The organism is Parasphingorhabdus sp., from assembly GCF_036963805.1.
In the GTDB taxonomy this organism is placed as follows: domain Bacteria; phylum Pseudomonadota; class Alphaproteobacteria; order Sphingomonadales; family Sphingomonadaceae; genus Parasphingorhabdus.
Genome location: NZ_JBALUN010000002.1, coordinates 369,691 through 387,285 on the forward strand (window position 1 = coordinate 369,691; position 17,595 = coordinate 387,285).

Below are 17,595 nucleotides of genomic sequence, written 5' to 3' on the forward strand. Positions count from 1 at the left end.
CATGGTTATTAAAGCTCTACGCACCCCCGAAGAACGCTTCGCCAATATTCCTGACTTTGATTATGCTGCCCATTACGCAGAGGATTTGCCGGGTTACGAAGGGCTACGCGCGGCCTGGATTGACGAAGGGGCTAAGGACGCAGATCGCACCTTTCTCTGTTTGCATGGGGAACCAAGCTGGTCGTTCCTATATCGGCGGATGGTCCCGGTCTTTCTGGAGAGCGGTGCACGCGTTGTTGCGCCGGATTTCTTTGGTTTTGGCCGCTCCGACAAACCGACAGAGCTGGATGATTATACCTTTGATTTTCATCGTAATTATATTCTGGCGTTGGTCGAGCGGCTGGACCTGAAAAATATCACATTAGTAGTGCAGGATTGGGGTGGGGTCATCGGGCTAACATTGCCAGCCGATGAAGCTTTTAAGACGCGCCTGTCGCGTCTGATCGTTATGAATACGGGCCTTGGTTTAGGCCGCTCACCCGGCGATGGTTTTAACGCGTGGAAAGAATTTGCGCTCAACACGCCGGAATTCAAAACCGGCCAGATCATCGCCAGCGGTACTCCGCATCTGACCGAACAGGAAATCGCGGCCTATGACGCACCATTCCCGGACTCAAGCTATCAGGCCGGGGCACGAAAATTCCCGGCTCTTGTTCCTGTTTCACCGGAAATGGACGGTGTCGAGGTTAGTACTCAGGCTGCTGTTTTCTGGAAAGACGAGTGGCAGGGCGATACCTTCATGGCCATCGGTGATGCCGATCCTGTCCTCGGCCCACCCGTTATGCTCAAGCTACAAAAGCTCATCAATGGCTGTCCCGAACCGATGATGATCGAAGGCGGCGGCCATTTTGTTCAGGAATGGGGTGAGCCGATCGCCCGGACTGCGCTAAAATCCTTCGGAGACCTTTAACCGGTTTCGCGATTAAGCCGCCATTGCCGTTTTACTTGAACTACCGGTAAAGCGCGGTTTCATAGGCTGACTGGACACAATGGCCAGTGGCAGAGCTGTTTCGCAATGCGCGCATTCTGCACTAAACCGTCCAACATGCCAGTGTGACTTGCCGCATCCAGGGCAACGATTGACGATATCGAGATGATACATCGGCTGATATCCGCGTTGTAGCACTGGCGCCTGTTGTGGATTGCTAGATTCGGCCAATACGTCTTGAGGACGGTTGACGAATGATCTTGGAGATAAATACATCTTTCTTCCTTCTCTTTGCTGCCAAATTCACTACGCATGACTTTAGGGTTCGTTACTGAATTCACGGTGAACCGTTTGTTACCGTCGATGAAGTGTTAGGCGCTTATAAGAAACAATATAGGATTTTTCCGACATCGATGCGTGACATACCGCACATTCATCCTCAAGCTGTTGAAACACACTGCAAAAAAAATGCTAAAAAAGTTGTGGGAAACAGCCGAATATTAACAGACATCCTTAAAAATCTGCCAAATCAGATTGCTCGAGAGGCCCCTTGAGTATTCGCGCGAGAGTCGCAAGCCATCTAGCTATTCTACATTGGCAACGTTATATTTCAGTGCTTCCGCTTTTGTGAGGCACCGGCGAGTGGATTGATCAGAGCCATCTGTTTTTACTGCCTTTTGCTTATACATAATGTCCGTCAGCAGTTTGCGTGACACGCCCATCCGGATCAAAAAGTCATTATCTTCCGTGGCGAGCAGGGCGCTTTCCTGTTCCACTTCTCCGATAAGTTCGACCGTGGAATCTGTGCCCATTTCAATGCTGTAATTAATCGCGTTACGATCTCCAGTCATGGTGAACATGTGGACCATGAAATCACCATCTGCCTCGATGATCCGCGCCCGACCGCCCATGAAGACGAAATTACACGCGCTGAAACACGTCCACCCCGCTGGGATACGAGTGATCAATGCACCGCCCTCTTCGCGGATAATTCGTCCCGCTTCATTGCCAGCGCGGGCGTGGCCTCCGGGTGAGCGTAGCCAGATTTCGGTAATTTCGGGATTGGCTGCGAGCGCCTTCTTCAAACGTTCCGGCAGGCCGAGATCGACAACTCCTTCAGCAAAAAGCACAGTCGTGCCGTTTGTTTTAACCGGGGTGAGGACCATTTCTTTATAGCTGGTCCAGTTGGGTTGAGCGGGACAGGTAGGATTTTGCGCGTCGGTCGTCCGGTTCTCATCGGGCAATGTGTTCCCCTGAATAGCCAGCGTTGCCGTTAGCAAAATCAAGGATTTATAAATATTCTTCATCGCTGTTCTCTCTATCCCGTATCGACACAACATAATCTAAAGCCAAATTTCCTACAAGAAGTGCTATTTTGCACAGACAGATAAAAAAGGTCGACTTATGTCATGCATTAATCGTGATGGTTCGAGCTACATAACACAGGTCAAGGTTGCAGCGCCTGCGGTTTGAAGCTAGCAAATTCGGGAATGGAGGCGATCAAATGGCAAAACGGATAGAAAGCATGATTCATGCGCTGGTAACGGCTTGCTTGATGACCAGCGTGGGGTCGCCTGCTTTCTCACAGGAGCAGAGCGGATCAAGCGTGGACCGGGCCTATGCGGCTCCTGTTGCTGCGGAACCGGCGCTGCCGGCGCTACCGCCAACGCCGATATTAAGTCAGAAGGGTTATCCCGACTGCCGTGAGGATTTTCAAAAAATCGCAGCACCTTTTGATAAGGCCAAAGAGACTAATCGCTGCACCGTCTTACTGGATCGCTATTATTCAGAAGTGCTGACCCCGTTCCGGCAAAAAATGATCGATCACCAAAACCAACTATCGGCTGTTTATACCAGACAGGTTGCTGGACAGATGAAATATTCGGCAAAAAGTCGGGATGATTTTTACGCTGTGGTGAAACAGGAGCATGCCGCTTCGGATCCCGATGGTGCTCATTTGGCCGACTATCGCATGTTGGAGTCGCGCTATCAGCAAGACCGTAGTTATTTACAGGATCGTTTCTGCTTTAATACCGGATGTGGCGGTTATCAGGTGCCAGAATATGTTTCCAAGGATGACGAAGCCAAAAAAGATAAGACAGACAAGAAAGACGGTGCTGTTAAAAGTGCCAAAAAATCCAGCGGTTCGCAAAAATGCAAGAAGGCCAAGCGGCGCGGCGGCGTGCTTGGCGGAATTTTGGGCGGAGTGGCCGGTAATGCCGCTGGTCTTGGAACAATCGGAACTTTGATTTCCAGCGGCGTAGGTGCGGTGCTCGTCGGTGAAATTGCCTGTCAGTTGACTCAGGAAGAACAGATAGAAGCGGCGGAGGCCACGGTTGCAGTGACCGAGAAAGAAGAAGTCGGTGCTACAGCCACATGGAAAAGCCCGACGCGCGCCGGCGTTTCCGGATCATCGACCGTGACTGCAATGAACACGCAACCTAACGGACGTAAATGTCTCAACATAACGGATGTCGCGATTATCGATGGTAAAGAAACGCGGGTATCGAAACAGATGTGCCGCGGGCAGGATGATGAGGGTTATACGATTCTCGCCTAGTTCGGGCGCTTTATGCCAGATCGGCCTTGATGAAATCGGCTGCCCGTTCACCGATCATGATGCTGGGCGCATTGGTGTTGCCGCTGATAATTTCCGGCATGATCGATGCGTCAGCAATATATAGTCCGTCCAACCCTTTGAATTTTAGACGGCTATCGACCACTGCATCGTCGTCGCTGCCCATGCGGCAGGTGCCCACGGGATGATAGACCGTGTCGGCACGCGCACGGATGAGCGCATCAAGTGCGTCATTATTGCTCATATCGATGGGATGGCGATTGGTCGGTTTGAAATCGGTCAGCGGCAGCGCGTCCATGATCCGCTGCATATGGCGGACACCGCTACGCAACGTTGCAATATCGCGATCATCATCAAGAAAATTTGGGTCAATGGCGGGTGGGGCAGTGGGATCTGCGTTGTTGAGCCGCACTGTGCCTTTACTATGCGGACGTAAGACGCATGCATGGCAGCTAAAGCCATGTCCTTTGACTTGTTCACGGCCATGATCTTCCAGCATGGCGGGCACGAAATGATATTGAATATCCGGTGCTGGTAGGTCGGGGCCGGAGCTCCAGAATCCACCTGCCTCGGCATATGGCGTGGTCATGATACCAGTACGTTTCATCCGGTGTTCGATGATCGCCTTGCCCATGCGGAAAGTCCCTTGCAGGGAGTCGCCGATGAGTTCTTTCGATTCCGTTTTATAACCGGATACAAAATCAATATGGTCTTTCAGATTTGCTCCTACTTCCGGCTTGTCGGCAACTATATCGATGCCCTTGTCCTTGAGGTGTGCTTCGGGACCGATGCCGGATAGTTGCAGGATCTGCGGTGTTCCAAATGCGCCTGCGGAAAGGACAACTGCAGCCTTTGCAGACAGTTTTTCCCGTTTGCGACCGCGCTGTATTTGAACGCCGGTCACCCGGCCATCCTCGACAATCAACTTTTCAACCAATGATTTGGTCTTAATGTCTAGATTCTGTCTATTGCGCGCAGGTTCAATATAGGCACGGGCTGCAGTCCAGCGTTCCCCGTCTTTCTGGGTGACCTGATAAATGCCCATGCCCTCCTGTTTCGCGCCGTTAAAATCATCGATTATGGGAATTTGCAGGTTTCGGGCGGCTTCAATAAAGGCAATACTACCGGGATTCAGCCATTTTTGGTCAGATACGGATAGAGGGCCGTCACCGCCATGAAAACCATCTCCGCCGCGTGTGTTGCTTTCGGATCGCTTGAAATAGGGGAGGACATCGTCATAGCTCCACCCATCGCAGCCCAAAGCTGACCAGTTGTCATAGTCCCATTTATTGCCGCGAATATAGAGCATCGCGTTAATCGCACTGGACCCGCCAAGGCCGCGGCCGCGCGGTTGATAGCCAATGCGGCCGTTTAAACCTTTCTGCGGGACTGTATCAAATTTCCAGTTGGCATTTTTGGGCAAGAACGGCATCATTCCGGGGGTTTTGACCAGAAAATTATTATTATTGCCGCCAGCCTCGATTAAGCAGACCGAACGTTTTCCATCTTCGCTTAACCGTCCGGCAACCGCGCTGCCAGCTGATCCGCCGCCGATGACGATGATGTCATATTCTGCCATTTTTCTCTCTCCTGCTTTGCCCAGCGTGCCTTTATGGCTTCGCTGCTGTCTCGAGAGCCGTCATGGCTCCACCCGGGCGGTTTGATCAGATAATTTAATTTGTAGCGCCAGGGGGCGGACCATAAATCTTTGGCGATACCGATCCACTCGTGAAAGGCGGCCCAAAAAATATTATGATTGGTCAGGTTTTTGACTATTCCATATTTGATTATCTCGTCCGCCGTTTCGGGTTCAAACGTCCCGAACATTTTGTCCCAGGTTATGAAAACTCCGGCATAGTTGCGGTCTAGATAACGCGCGTTGGTCGCATGGTGAACGCGGTGGTGCGAGGGCGTGTTCATCACCGCTTCAAACCAGCTGGGCATCCGGTCAATCGCTTCAGTATGTATCCAATATTGATAGACAAGATTGAGCCCTGCGAGAAAGAAGATCAAAGCGGGTGGAAAGCCTAAAAAGAATAGCGGCATGCGGAACAGGAAACTAAGCGCGAAAAACCCGGTCCAGGTCTGTCGCAGTGCGGTCGTCAGATTATAATGCTGGCTGCTATGGTGGATGACATGCGCGGCCCAGAACCAGCGAACGCGATGAGCGGTGCGGTGAAACCAATAATAGGCGAAATCGTCGAGGATGAACGCAACGGGCAAAAGCCATAACGCGTTGGTCCAACTGACTTGGAAATCAAACAGCCGTTGATCATATGCCCACAGAGAAACAGCAAATACTATGCTTGCGGTGAGAGCGCCCGCGACGATACTTCCAGTACCGAGCAACAATGATGTGATGGCGTCTCTGGTTTCGTAGCGGATACGCCTATTCTTCCGGCTCCATAGCCATTCGCCCGCGACAGTTGCCACGAAAAAAGGAATCGCCCAAAGGGTCGGGGAAGGAAAACTCTCCATTCCCCAGTATTTACATGAATGTTAGTTGCTGTCTAGGCTATCTTCATTGGGGCCCCGCCAGCGCCTCGACCATCGCACGTACAGGCGTGATGTCGTAGCCAGCGTTGCCAGCAAGACGGGCAATTTCGTCAGGTGCCATGCCTTTTTTTGCTTGCGCCAGCGACCAAAGCAAGGTCGAGCGGGTGCCCGACCGGCAATAGGCTAATATCTTGCCTTTTGAGCTATCAAGGGCATTGATCATCGCTTCGACTTGCGGTGCAGAAAATCCGCTATGGGTGATCGGAATGCTGATATAATCCATACCAGCTGCTTTGGCCGCTGCTTCAATATCAGCGCTCTGCGGTGCACTGGGTTCCTCGCCATCCGGGCGATTATTGACGATCAGTGTTACACCATCGGCTTGGGCAGCTTTGATATCCTCTAGAGAGATTTGAGGGGATACGCTGATTTTTTCGTTTATGGAGCGGAACATGGGTTGGACTTCCTTGTCTTTGGCCTCGATTACAGAATCTTGAGCGGATTCTTGAGCGCAGGCGGTTAATGTCAAAGCGGCAATGGGAATGATGGGCGAAAACATCGTTTTCATATCCACTATTCCGCTTCGGTGGCTGAACATATGCTGGCATATTCGATGCAATCTTCAAACTCTGCAAGAGCTTTGACAGTTTCCGGGCTGTCAGCAAATTGCAGGCGCAGTTTTTCAAGCTGCTTGTCTGTTCCCGAACAGAGCTTCTTTATCTGTGCGGTGAGAAATTTCCTACGCGCTTCATCATAGCCCGGTTCGCCACGAAAATGATCGCAGCCCTGACGCTCTACAATGAAATTGCGCGCTGCAGGAGCTATAGCGGCGTCGCGGGATTCGTTGAAATTATCGGTCCACGGTGTGAGAGTCTTTTGTGGAGAGCAGGCTGTAAGCAAAAGCATCGGGATAACGGAGAGCGCAAATTTGTTCATGCGCTTTCTTCCCGAGCTTCGGTGACATTTTGAATGACAGCAAGAAATGGATCGCCATATTTTTCAAGTTTGGCCGCACCGATGCCGGGAAGCTCAGCCAGCGCCGATAGGCTGTGCGGTTTGAAACCGGTCATATCGCGCAGGACACTGTCATGAAAAATAACATAAGGCGGCACACCCTGTTCTTTGGCGAGTTCCATACGTTTAGCGCGCAAGGCATCAAATAAGGGATCTCCGACTGGATTGGGAGATGCGCCATCACGCCGCTTTTTGCGCTCTCGCACAGGCGGTTCAACAATATCTACCTCGGCTTCGCCTTTCAAAATGGCGCGGGCTTCGGGGCCAAACATCAGTCCGCCATGTTTGGTATTGCGGAGCGCGTCGCGCAGCAACAATGACCGTGATATCGGTTTGATAAGCTGTGCTTCTTCTGCATCAACAATGTCAAAAACGGAAAGTTGGTCATGTCCGCGGGACAGGACTTTATCTTCTCGCTTACCAGTTAGGACCGCTTCCAAATGTCCGACACCAAAGCTTTGGCCCGTGCGATAGACAGCAGACAGGAATTTTCGGGCCAATTCGGTGACATTGCGTGTGATCGGTGCGTTCAGACAATTATCGCAATTGCCGCAGCTCTGCGGCGGCTTTTCACCAAAATGTTTGAGCAGGATCGCGCGGCGACATCCCGCTGCTTCGACCAAGCCGCCCAGCGCTGCTAGTCTTGTTCGTTCGCTGCCAAGGCGTGCCTCGTCCACTTCAGACAATCTTTGCCGTGCCCGTGCAAAATCTTCTGCGCCCCAAAACATATGGGCTTCAGCCGGGTCGCCATCGCGGCCTGCGCGGCCGGTTTCCTGATAATAAGCCTCAATGGATTTGGGCAGTCCGGCATGAGCAACGAAGCGGACATCCGGTTTGTCGATACCCATCCCAAAGGCGATGGTCGCAACCATGACCATATCTTCGGATGCGACAAAATCAGCTTGATTGCGCTGACGTACCTCGGAGGGCAGACCGGCATGATAGGCGCGGGCGCTGCGGCCGGTGCGTGCTATCTGATCTGCCATTTTCTCAGTAGCATTGCGGGTTGGTGCATAAATGATGCCGGGGCCGGGTACGCGCTGAATCAGATCAGCAATTTGTGCGGTCAGGCCTTTACGTGGGGAAATATTATACCGGATATTGGGTCGATCAAAACCAGCGATAATCAGGCCGTCTTGTTCAATGCCAAGCTGCACCAATATGTCATCGCGCGTGTGCGCATCTGCGGTAGCGGTTAGCGCAAGGCGCGGTACATCACCAAAATGGTCGAGGAGCGGGCGTAGCAACCGATAATCAGGCCTGAAGTCATGCCCCCATTCTGAAACGCAATGCGCCTCATCAATGGCAAAGAGCGAGATTTTGGTCTGTTCAAGCAGTTCACGAAAATGCTGTCCAGAAGCGCGCTCCGGTGCGGCGTAGAGCAAGTCTAACTCACCCGCTTTTAGCCGCGCGATTGTCTCGGCTCTATTATCGTCGGCAGAGGTCAGCGTTGCAGCGCGAATGCCGACGGCTTCGGCGCTACGCAGTTGATCGTGCATGAGCGCGATCAGCGGCGAAATCACTACAACCGTGCCTTCATTTGCTATGGACGGCAGTTGGTAGCACAGCGACTTGCCGGCACCGGTCGGCATAACCGCCAACGTGTTTTGATGCGCCATGACCCGTGATAGAACCTCATCCTGCACCCCGCGAAAAGCATTAAACCCGAAGGTTGATTTTAGCAGGGGCAGGAGATTCTCGATCATCGGGCTTTCCTACCCAGCAGATGGACCGAACGAAACCGTTAAAGTGGAATTATTTGATTTTGTGACGTGTTGGCTTACCAGACCCGAACGCGCTCTTCCGGTGCGAGATAAAGCTTCTGTCCTTCGTTCACTTCAAAAGCAGGATACCAGCGATCGAGATTGCGGACGACCCAAGCGCGCTGCACGGACGGTGCGTGCGGATCAGTTAGTAAGCGATTCGCTAGATTCTCCTCACGGTAGTTGCGACGCCACACTTGCGCCCAGCCGAGGAAGAAACGCTGATCGCCAGATAGGCCGCCAAGCACTGGGGCTTCTTTACCGTTAAGTGATTTGCGATAGGCATCATAGGCTATGGTGAGACCGGCCAGATCGCCGATATTTTCGCCCAAGGTAAATTCGCCCTTCACAAATTGCCCGGGTAGCGCTTCATAAGCATCATATTGAGCGATGAGCGCTTTGCCCGCTTTGTCAAAAGCCGCGACATCTTCTTTTATCCACCAGTCATTTAATGCACCATTTTCATCGTATTTTGCGCCTTGGTCATCAAAATGATGGCTGATCTCATGTCCGATTACCGCACCGATCCCGCCATAATTAAGGGCAGGGTCTGCATTGGGATCAAAAAATGGCGGCTGCAGAATTGCGGCGGGGAATACGACTTCCATCATGCCGAAATTGGCATAGGCATTCACTGTTTGTGGCAACATGCCCCATTCCCATTTGCGGATCGGGCCGCCGAGCTTTCCGATTTCATACTCATGCGAGAAATTGCGACCGCGCAGCTCGTTACCAAATGCATCATCGGCGGTGATTTCAAGATTGGAATAGTCCCGCCATTTATCCGTATAGCCAACTTTTACCGTGAAATTGGCCAGTTTTTTCTGGGCCCGCTTTTTGGTTTCGTCCTGCATCCATTCGAGTTTGTTAATGCGTTCACCCATGGCATCCATGACATTGGCAACCAGAGCGTTGATCGATTTCTTATATTCTGCAGGGAAATATTTCGCCGCATATTCTTTGCCCACTTCCTCGCCCAGTACGCCTTCGGTAAATCCAACGGCGCGTTTCCACCGGACTTCCTGCTCGGGCGTTCCTCCCAAAATTGTCTGGTAGAAACTGAAATGCTGCTGATCGACGGATTTGGGCAGAACATCTGCATAGCTGTCGAGCGAACGAACGATCAGTTGGTCCTTCAATACCACGATATCCGTTGCTGCAATAAGATCTGATATGCCTTTTATCGCGCTTGGTTGAGCTACGATCAATTCCGCAGATTTGCTGACGCCCACACCATCAAGATAGGCAATCATGTTAAAATCAGGCGTTGTTTTTGCGAGCGCCCCGTTCGCCATTTTGTTGTAGGTTTTAATCGCATCGGACGAATCTTCGCGTGTCCAGTGGACAGCGGCTATTTTGGTTTCATAAGCTAATATTGCATCAGCGCGGGCTTGAGCATCCGAACCGCCAGCCAGCGTCAGCATCGCGGCAAGGTGTTTGCGATAGGCGTCCCGGACTTTGACTAAGCGCTCTTCATTGGAGAGATAATAATCACGATCAGGCATGCCAAGACCGGCTTGCCCCATTTTATAGATATAGCTGGTGGGCTTGCGATCATCCTGATCAATATATCCTGCAAAAGGACCATTAATCCCGTTCCGGTCTGCTTTTGCAACCAGCGCGGCATAATCAGCTTTGTCGGTCAACGCGGCGATCTGGTCGAGCCATGGCTTGATTGGAGTCATGCCCTTTTTTTCGATCGCCGCCTCGTCCATAAAGCTGGTGAAAGCGCGGCCGATCTTCGAATCGGAATTGTCTTTCGCGCCCTCCAATATTTCCTTCACGCGCTCTTGCGAAAGATCGCCAAGCGCGGTGAACATCCCGTAGTTGGATTTGTCGGAAGGTATTTTGGTATTTTGGGCCCATTTGCCGTTGGCATAATCATAGAAATCATCCCCCGCTGCGACGCTTTTATCCATGCCGTCCTGATCAAAGCCAAAGGCACCGATTTGAGCCGTCGGTGGCGTGCTTGCAGCCGTCGAGCAGGCGCCAAGTGATAAAGGCAGCAAAGCGCAGGATAGAGCAAGAGCGATGCGGTGATGAGCTTTAATAGACATGGTGGGGTGTTCTTTCGTTCAGAATATTATGGAGTCGTGTTTGTATGAATATGTTCAAACTACACAAATAGTATCATTCTTAACGATATACAATTTTTGCGGACATGTAAGTTGATAATAACTTCGATAAGTTCACTACACTGCACCTCGACCTTCACCCTCCGTCGCAACGCTTCAAGGGCAAAGGACTATTCAGTGAATAATTCGGTATTGGTCGATAGCATAGCACGTGCTTTGCTTATCTAAGGGGGCGTTTTCGGCGGATTTGCTAGTTTCTGAGCGGAAGCCTGTTTTCATTCATAGCCTGCTCGCTGTTATTGTTGAGCGCCCGATTAAATTCGCTTCGAAATTCGGCTCTCGGCTGATCACGCGGTACATCTAGATTGCCAGCGGCAATTGCCCTTAATATGGCAAGTCGTTCCCGTACAGTTGTTGCGACACAGGCCGTGTCCTGGCAAATATCGCGCACTTGGGTTCGCCATATACGCTGTTGCTTGCGGAGCCGACTACTATTGGGGCCAGCAGCGGCCATGGCCTTGCTATAGACAGTCGATAATGTCCGATCGAGTTTTGCAAGGTCGGGTGTGTTGCAGATAAGAAATTCGACTCTCTGTGATGCTTTCGCACAATTAAAACTAGGACCCTCGGGTGTAGTCGGTCTGGAAACTTCCGGTTTTGGAGCCGGTTCCGGAGCAGGTTCAGCTTCCGGTTTAATTATTTCCACTTTATCGACTGGTTCTTCGGGCCTTTCAAGAGGCCCTGCCGCGCGGACTGGCTCTTTTGTGTCCATAAGGTTCCAGATCAATAAGGCTGCAACCATTGCCACGGCCAGAGCTGCACCGGCAACTATTAATGCCCAATTGGTTTTTGGCTTCTCCGGTTCCCAGTCTTCATATTCCTCTGTGACTGGTTCTGGTTCCAGCGCTTCTGGTTTTATACGTACTGCAGTTGGTGCGGCTATATCCGCCTCTTCATCACTGCTATGTTCAATCAGATCATCAACCGTCATCGTTTTCTGAACCGTGCCCGCAAGTTGATGCGCCTTCGCAGCCACCCGTTCGATCGTGCCTTCGCGTTGCTCCAGCCAGTCAATCCACTGGGAACTTGCAAGATGATAGGCCAGTTCATCCGGAGCCAGCTCTTCCAGCCGCATGGGAATAATCGCCTTGTGCGATGAATCGGCAAGGATAAGCTCGCGCTTTACATGCGGGCTTTTGTCGGACCGGCTACAAAATAGTAGCAAGGTGGCACAGCTTTCATCGATAGCGCGTTTGATCGCCATGTCGAATGCTTCGCTGGGTTCGACGTCACGCGGTGCGAGCCAGCAGGTGACGCCATATTTGGCAAGTGATTTTTCCAGTTCCAGCGCAACCGGCAATTTGCTGGAGTGATGACTTATGAACAGCTGTGTCGCCGGTTTTTGTCCCATATTTGCCCCGTCCCTTATTGTGGTCCTGAATAAGATACGCACCCTATCAGCAAGTTAGTGACTAAAGGCATAATTTGCGGCAATTGTAAAATTTATCTAGGGAGATCAGATGGCACAAAGCGTAAAGCAAACAAAGAAAGCGATCGATAATGGCAATTTATTGCTCGCTTATGATCTGGCCCGGGTTGCTATTGACGGGGGGGATACATCCGTCGAACTGCGCCATCTTTTGGTGTTAACTTTAGCGCGCATGGGCGACGCGCAGCGGGCGATGGAGCTTTTTCAGGAATATGGATTGCATGGTTCGGCCAATGCCCATCATAGATCTCTGGCCGCACGGATATTGAAGGATGCAGCGCTAGCGCTCCCGTTGGGACAGGATCGCGATGAGGCGCTTTCAGCAGCCTACAGTGCGTATGCGGAAATTTACGAGGTTAGCGGCGATGCATATCCTGGTATAAATGCGGCAAGCCTTGCGCTTTTGAGTGGGCGCAAAGAACAGGCGCGGGCGCTTGCCTCGTCGATTATTGCTCTGGATGAAATTTCAAATCCCAAAGATTATTATGATGGAGCTACGCTGGCTGAAGCTTTATTGATCAATGGCCGGGTGGAGGAAGCCACAGTGGCATTGTCCATGGCAAGCGGGTTGCCGGATGCCAATAGCGGTGCAAAGTCCAGTACCAGCCGGCAATTATCGCAAATTGCCAAAATTTTAAAACTTGACGTGGATAAACAAAATGCATTGCTTGCCCCGATTGTGCCGCCCACGGTCATCCATTATTGCGGTCATATGTTTCTGGAAGGCGCCCCGACGGAGGCATTGCTGAGGCAACGGATCGATCAATTTCTAGACGGTCAGGACGTTGAGTTTGCTTATGGTTCATTGGCGGCCGGCGCAGATATATTGGTTGCCGAAGCAATAGTTGCCCGTGGTGGGGAATTGCATGTGACGTTCCCCTTTGTGAAGGCCGATTTTATTGAACAGTCGGTTATTCCGGCCGGAGTTGGTTGGATCGAGCGATTTGAAAAATGCCTTGATGCCGCCACTAGCGTGCATTTTGCGACGGAAATGAACTATGTTGGAGATCCATCGCAGTTTGGCTATGCGAGCAAAGTTGCGATGGGCATGGCGAAATTACGTGCACAATATCTTGGTACTTCTCTCCAGCAATTGGCGCTGTGGGACGGTGTAGCGTCGACAGGGCCTGCAGGGACCGGTGCCGATGTAGAGGTGTGGAAATCCTATGGCTATTCGTCTGCAATTATCGCTCCAGAGGGAGTTGATCGCAATTTGCTCCGAGCACAGGTCCCGGAGGTCGATCAACATAAGCGCGGTTTGGCGGCATTTCTATTTACTGATTTTCCCGGATTCTCGAAATTACCAGAGGCGGCACTTCCGGCATTTTGGCAAGGCGTGATGGGTAATATGGCCAATGTTCTGAACGAATATCCGGATCAAATATTGGCGAAAAATAGTTGGGGCGATGCGGTTTTAGCGATCATGCCGGATGCTCCGGTTGCTGCTAAAATTGCTTTGGCTTTACAAGAGGCTTTGCGGGATTTTGACTATAGCTTACTTGGATTTTCAGAGAGCAGCGGGATGCGGATCGGCGTGCATTTTGGCCCTGCTTACCAGACAGAGGACCTGATCACTGGCAGGACCACGTTCTACGGAACCGAAGTTTCCCGTGCCGCACGAATTGAGCCCGTCACACCGCCGGGCGCAGTGTTTGTAACAGAGCCTTTCGCCGCTATCCTTGTTCTGGAAGCATCGGATCGATTCAAATGCCGCTATGTCGGTAATGTCGAATTTGCCAAAGGCTATGGGACATATCCGATCTACCGCCTGATGGCAGTATAGCCTGAATGATAGTTTAAGAGCGGCCAAATGGCAGGCGTATCCTGTCGAAGAGTAATGCTTGGCACAGTCCAAGCGCAGCAAACACCAATAGCCCAAGTTCCGTTCTACCGCCGAACGGCGTTGTTTTGCGTTGCCATTGATATAGCTGAATTTTCGTTATCAGCACGCCTGCCATTATTTCTGATTACTGCTCATTCTGCATGTGTAAGGATAGGTAGGGCGGCAAGCCCAAGAATTAAGCCAAGGCTTTTCAGATTATACTCTGCAACAACGAAGATTGATGCCTCGATGTTATAATGACAGCATTCCACGTAATAATATTACAGGAATCGCACTTTTTGCATTAATTGCAAGTCAATTGCAAAAACAGAACTCGCGAATGCAGCATTTCGTATTGCAACTTATTATTGAGCCACCTTACTGGATCGACATCCTCCCTGAGTATTTAACGGAGTCTCATTATGAATAAGTTTTCTTCTATTATCCTTGCTGCTTCAGCGCTTTCTTTAACTGCTCCTGCAGCCTTTGCCGCCGACGCCGAACGTAACGACCGTCTCTATGACGTTTCCGGTTCAAGCGTTGCAAGAATCAACCGTGTTGCTGAAGACGGCGATGTGTTGATTATTTATAAAGGTAAAGTACGCCGCATTCAGGCGGAAACATTGTCTAAAACTGATGGCAAATTGATGACATCATTGACGAAAAAAGAACTGCGTCACTTGGACTAAATGGCGTCAATCAATGACTGACGCCATTTAGTTATGGCGGCACTAAAAACCGGCGCACCTTCTCGTGTGCCGGTTTTTATATAAGTGGTTCCGCGGCAGCAAGATCTTCGGGCGTGTTCAAATTAGTAAATGCGCGCTCATCATGCCATGTAATCAATTGGGCACCGCATTGCCGGACCAGCCAGTGCAGCGACGGCGATTTCTTGCCTTGCTGATGCGTTTCGCGAATATCGTTGATGGTGTCGCAGCGCCAATAACCAAAAACCGGATGCAATCGTTTCGGGCTTTGTGCAACGGCACACCCTGGAACGGCAGTCAGCCGAGAGATCAAATTATCTGGCGCAAATGGTGCATCGACAGGTATTGTGATAAAAGCTTTCGCTTCGGGACATAGTTTCGGCAGTTGAGCAGCGATTGTGAAAATTGCGCCAACAGGGCCACTGGCTGCGTTTGGATTATCGGCGATAATGCCTAACCCGGTGTCAAAATCACTCTGTGCCGATAACCAAATCTGATCAACCAAGGGCTTATATCGTTCAATTGCCCGATCGATGAGCCGCTGGCCACCGAGTTTGATCGTCGCTTTTTCCTGTCCCATCCGGCGGGATTGGCCACCAGCCAATATAATCAGACAGGCGGGGGGATTGTTGTTCATTTTTTGTGGCTCCGGCAGAGAATTGCTCTGCACTATTCTGACCTTAGCTGCCGACCCTGTCTAGCAATTCCCCAATTAAATCAGTCGGCTGAGATTTCCCGGTCAAAGCCTCTGCCATTTGCTCTTGTCGCGCTGCTTGCTTTAACTCGGACTTCATGTTTTGTGCGAAAAGGTTGCGATTGGGCGCTCGGGTGTCACGAACAGTCGTGGCAGAGGCCCATTGCTTGCCAGCAACATTTCTAAAATCGCTTGGCTTTCCGCTTGGATAGATGAATCCGTTTATTGGATAAGTGGTGCTGCCAAGCGCTCCAATCGGTGCGTACCAGATTTTGACTTGGCTCCAGTCGCCATTATCCGAAACATCTACAGCGGCGACATTGCGCTCTATCTGTCCACGGCGCCCGTTGATCGGAGACCAATTGGCATGGCTCAACAAAATATGGCGATCGCCGAGAATCCGGCTGACAACTGCGACATGGCCAAGTTCCATATTGCCGTGACTCTTGAGTGACATGACAGCACCGACTTGTGGAATATTTCCGCGTTCATAAGCAAAGCGTGCTTGACGCCACCATGTGTGGGCGTCGCCGTAAATCTGGATACCACTGAGTTCGCGGGCATAGGGAACGCATTGTAAATATTCGGACGGTGAATTGTCCTCTGCGCGAGCAATCGCGGGAAAGAATATCGCTTGTAGAACGAGCAAAATCGGAACGATTGAACTTCCCAGAGTTCGAAAGAGCTTTATTCTGTCGTTTTCGGTGCGCATTTCCATGCAGCTACATTAGAGATGAGACACAAATTGACCGCTAAAATATATGGTTAACACTTGGTAATAGTTCCTTCGGCGACTTGGAAATGCAGGGCCCCGTCGGGAACATCTTTAAATAATTCCGGTTCGGTTCCTGTTAGCCAGACTTGACCGCCTTTTTCCGCAAGCTTGCTAAATAGTGCTGCGCGGCGTCTGGGATCAAGATGCGCAGCCACTTCATCAAGCAACAATATGGGGCGGCTTCCTCTTTTTTCAGCGATTAGGTCAGCGTGGGCGAGAATGATTGAAAAAAGCAGGGCCTTTTGCTCTCCGGTCGAGCATTTTTCCGCAGCTTGCCCCTTTGTGCCATGAAAGACGGTCATGTCGGCGCGATGTGGACCTTTCAGTGTTCGCCCTGCGGCCCGGTCAGCTTGGCGATTTACTCGCAAGGCTTGTTGCAGCGCATTTTCGCTGCGCAGGTCATTATCGTCGAGCTTTAGTTTGGCTGCCGCAAACAGCCCGTCATCGGTAATTTTTAGCCTGATATTCAGGGCCTCTGTAATACGAACGCGGGCCTCTGCGACAGCGGCTCCAAAGCTTGCTAGCTGTCCGTCCAGTGCATCCAGCCATTCGGTATCAGGCATATATTCATCAGCTAAAAGCCGGTTGCGTTCTCGTCTTGCAGCATCATAGCGCGCGCAATTACGTGCGTGATTGGGCTCCAATGCTGTCACCAACCGATCGAGAAAATTCCGTCGTCCCGATGCCCCCTCCATGAATAGACGGTCCATTGCCGGAGTTAGCCACAGAATCGAAAGCCATTGTGCCAAATCATTGGTCGGCACAGCTGCGCCGTTGACACGGGTTTTCCGGCGTTCGGGATATTCTGCGCTTGTGCCGGTACCCAGTTGGACATCTCCAAGCTCGGCCGCCACTGCAAAATCGCCGTCGCTATTTTCATAAGAAATATCCTTAAGCGCAGCTCGCCGCAATCCGCGTCCGGGAGAGAGTAGCGATACGGCCTCTAAGATATTGGTCTTGCCGGCGCCGTTTTCTCCGCTCAGCACTATAAAGCCGGGCGCGACTTCCAAACGCAGTTGCGGATAGTTTCGAAAATTTTGTAAAGTGAGCCGGGAGATGGTCATATCAGTCTGTTATCTCTAGCCTCGGCGCGTTTGGATGAGAAGAAAATTCGCTATCCTATGCAAGGCTGTTCATTTTTCATTCATCAAATGCCATAAGTTAGGGAAATTTCCCAAAAAGTGGTTTTGAATTATTGAAGGCAGCAGGTTGGTCTACGTTAAACTATTGAAAAATATATATTTATAAAACTGG

At 51.1% G+C, this 17,595-nt stretch carries 15 protein-coding genes; 4 read left to right on the top strand and 11 right to left on the bottom strand.

Annotated features, from left to right (window positions below):
- Position 1 precedes the first annotated feature (1 nt).
- Positions 2–910 (top strand): haloalkane dehalogenase, encoded by a 909-nt coding sequence (locus V7676_RS08405; protein WP_335659244.1) that lies wholly within the window; start codon positions 2–4, stop codon positions 908–910.
- A gap of 602 nt (positions 911–1,512) precedes the next feature.
- Here the strand turns inward: V7676_RS08405 and V7676_RS08410 are convergent.
- The gene (locus tag V7676_RS08410; protein ID WP_335659245.1) at positions 1,513–2,235 is read right to left on the bottom strand and encodes a hypothetical protein; all 723 of its coding nucleotides are present in this window, start codon (positions 2,233–2,235) and stop codon (positions 1,513–1,515) included.
- Positions 2,236–2,432: 197 nt separating this feature from the next.
- On the opposite strand from V7676_RS08410, the gene V7676_RS08415 reads away from it, so the two are divergent.
- On the top strand, positions 2,433–3,488 hold the full coding sequence (locus tag V7676_RS08415) for a hypothetical protein (RefSeq protein ID WP_335659246.1): 1,056 nt from the start codon (positions 2,433–2,435) through the stop codon (positions 3,486–3,488).
- Positions 3,489–3,498: 10 nt separating this feature from the next.
- Here V7676_RS08415 and V7676_RS08420 read toward each other — a convergent pair whose 3' ends face one another.
- From V7676_RS08420 to V7676_RS08450, 7 genes are all read right to left on the bottom strand, one after another.
- Positions 3,499–5,085: a GMC family oxidoreductase gene (locus V7676_RS08420; protein ID WP_335659247.1), complete on the bottom strand. Its 1,587-nt coding sequence runs from the start codon at positions 5,083–5,085 to the stop codon at positions 3,499–3,501.
- The gene (locus V7676_RS08425; protein ID WP_335659248.1) at positions 5,019–5,984 is read right to left on the bottom strand and encodes a sterol desaturase family protein; all 966 of its coding nucleotides are present in this window, start codon (positions 5,982–5,984) and stop codon (positions 5,019–5,021) included. Before V7676_RS08425 ends, V7676_RS08420 begins: the two co-directional genes overlap by 67 nt.
- 43 nt (positions 5,985–6,027) lie before the next feature.
- Entirely contained in the window at positions 6,028–6,570 is a 543-nt protein-coding gene (locus tag V7676_RS08430; RefSeq protein WP_335659249.1) for a TIGR01244 family sulfur transferase, read from the bottom strand.
- Positions 6,571–6,575: 5 nt separating this feature from the next.
- Positions 6,576–6,938: a hypothetical protein gene (locus V7676_RS08435; protein WP_335659250.1), complete on the bottom strand. Its 363-nt coding sequence runs from the start codon at positions 6,936–6,938 to the stop codon at positions 6,576–6,578.
- A complete protein-coding gene (gene recQ / locus V7676_RS08440) occupies positions 6,935–8,722 on the bottom strand; it encodes a DNA helicase RecQ (protein WP_335659251.1) in 1,788 nt (595 codons plus the stop codon). The genes V7676_RS08435 and recQ overlap by 4 nt, the downstream gene beginning before the upstream one ends.
- Positions 8,723–8,796: 74 nt before the next feature.
- A complete protein-coding gene (locus V7676_RS08445; RefSeq protein WP_335659252.1) occupies positions 8,797–10,836 on the bottom strand; it encodes a M13 family metallopeptidase in 2,040 nt (679 codons plus the stop codon).
- Positions 10,837–11,104: 268 nt separating this feature from the next.
- Positions 11,105–12,265, bottom strand: a complete 1,161-nt coding sequence (locus V7676_RS08450; RefSeq protein WP_335659253.1) for a TIR domain-containing protein — start codon at positions 12,263–12,265, stop codon at positions 11,105–11,107.
- Between the two features lie 109 nt (positions 12,266–12,374).
- Here V7676_RS08450 and V7676_RS08455 point away from each other — a divergent pair, with 109 nt between their 5' ends.
- Positions 12,375–14,126: an adenylate/guanylate cyclase domain-containing protein gene (locus V7676_RS08455; protein WP_335659254.1), complete on the top strand. Its 1,752-nt coding sequence runs from the start codon at positions 12,375–12,377 to the stop codon at positions 14,124–14,126.
- A gap of 461 nt (positions 14,127–14,587) precedes the next feature.
- On the top strand, positions 14,588–14,854 hold the full coding sequence (locus V7676_RS08460; protein ID WP_335659255.1) for a hypothetical protein: 267 nt from the start codon (positions 14,588–14,590) through the stop codon (positions 14,852–14,854).
- A gap of 76 nt (positions 14,855–14,930) precedes the next feature.
- Here V7676_RS08460 and mobA read toward each other — a convergent pair whose 3' ends face one another.
- The 3 genes from mobA to recF are packed head-to-tail and all read right to left on the bottom strand — an operon-like array spanning position 14,931 to position 17,405.
- Positions 14,931–15,509 carry a molybdenum cofactor guanylyltransferase gene (gene mobA, locus V7676_RS08465; protein WP_335659256.1) on the bottom strand — a complete coding sequence of 193 codons (579 nt, stop codon included), beginning with the start codon at positions 15,507–15,509 and terminating at the stop codon, positions 14,931–14,933.
- A gap of 43 nt (positions 15,510–15,552) precedes the next feature.
- A complete protein-coding gene (locus V7676_RS08470) occupies positions 15,553–16,278 on the bottom strand; it encodes a CHAP domain-containing protein (protein ID WP_335659257.1) in 726 nt (241 codons plus the stop codon).
- Between the two features lie 53 nt (positions 16,279–16,331).
- On the bottom strand, positions 16,332–17,405 hold the full coding sequence (gene recF, locus V7676_RS08475) for a DNA replication/repair protein RecF (RefSeq protein WP_335659258.1): 1,074 nt from the start codon (positions 17,403–17,405) through the stop codon (positions 16,332–16,334).
- Positions 17,406–17,595 lie beyond the last annotated feature (190 nt).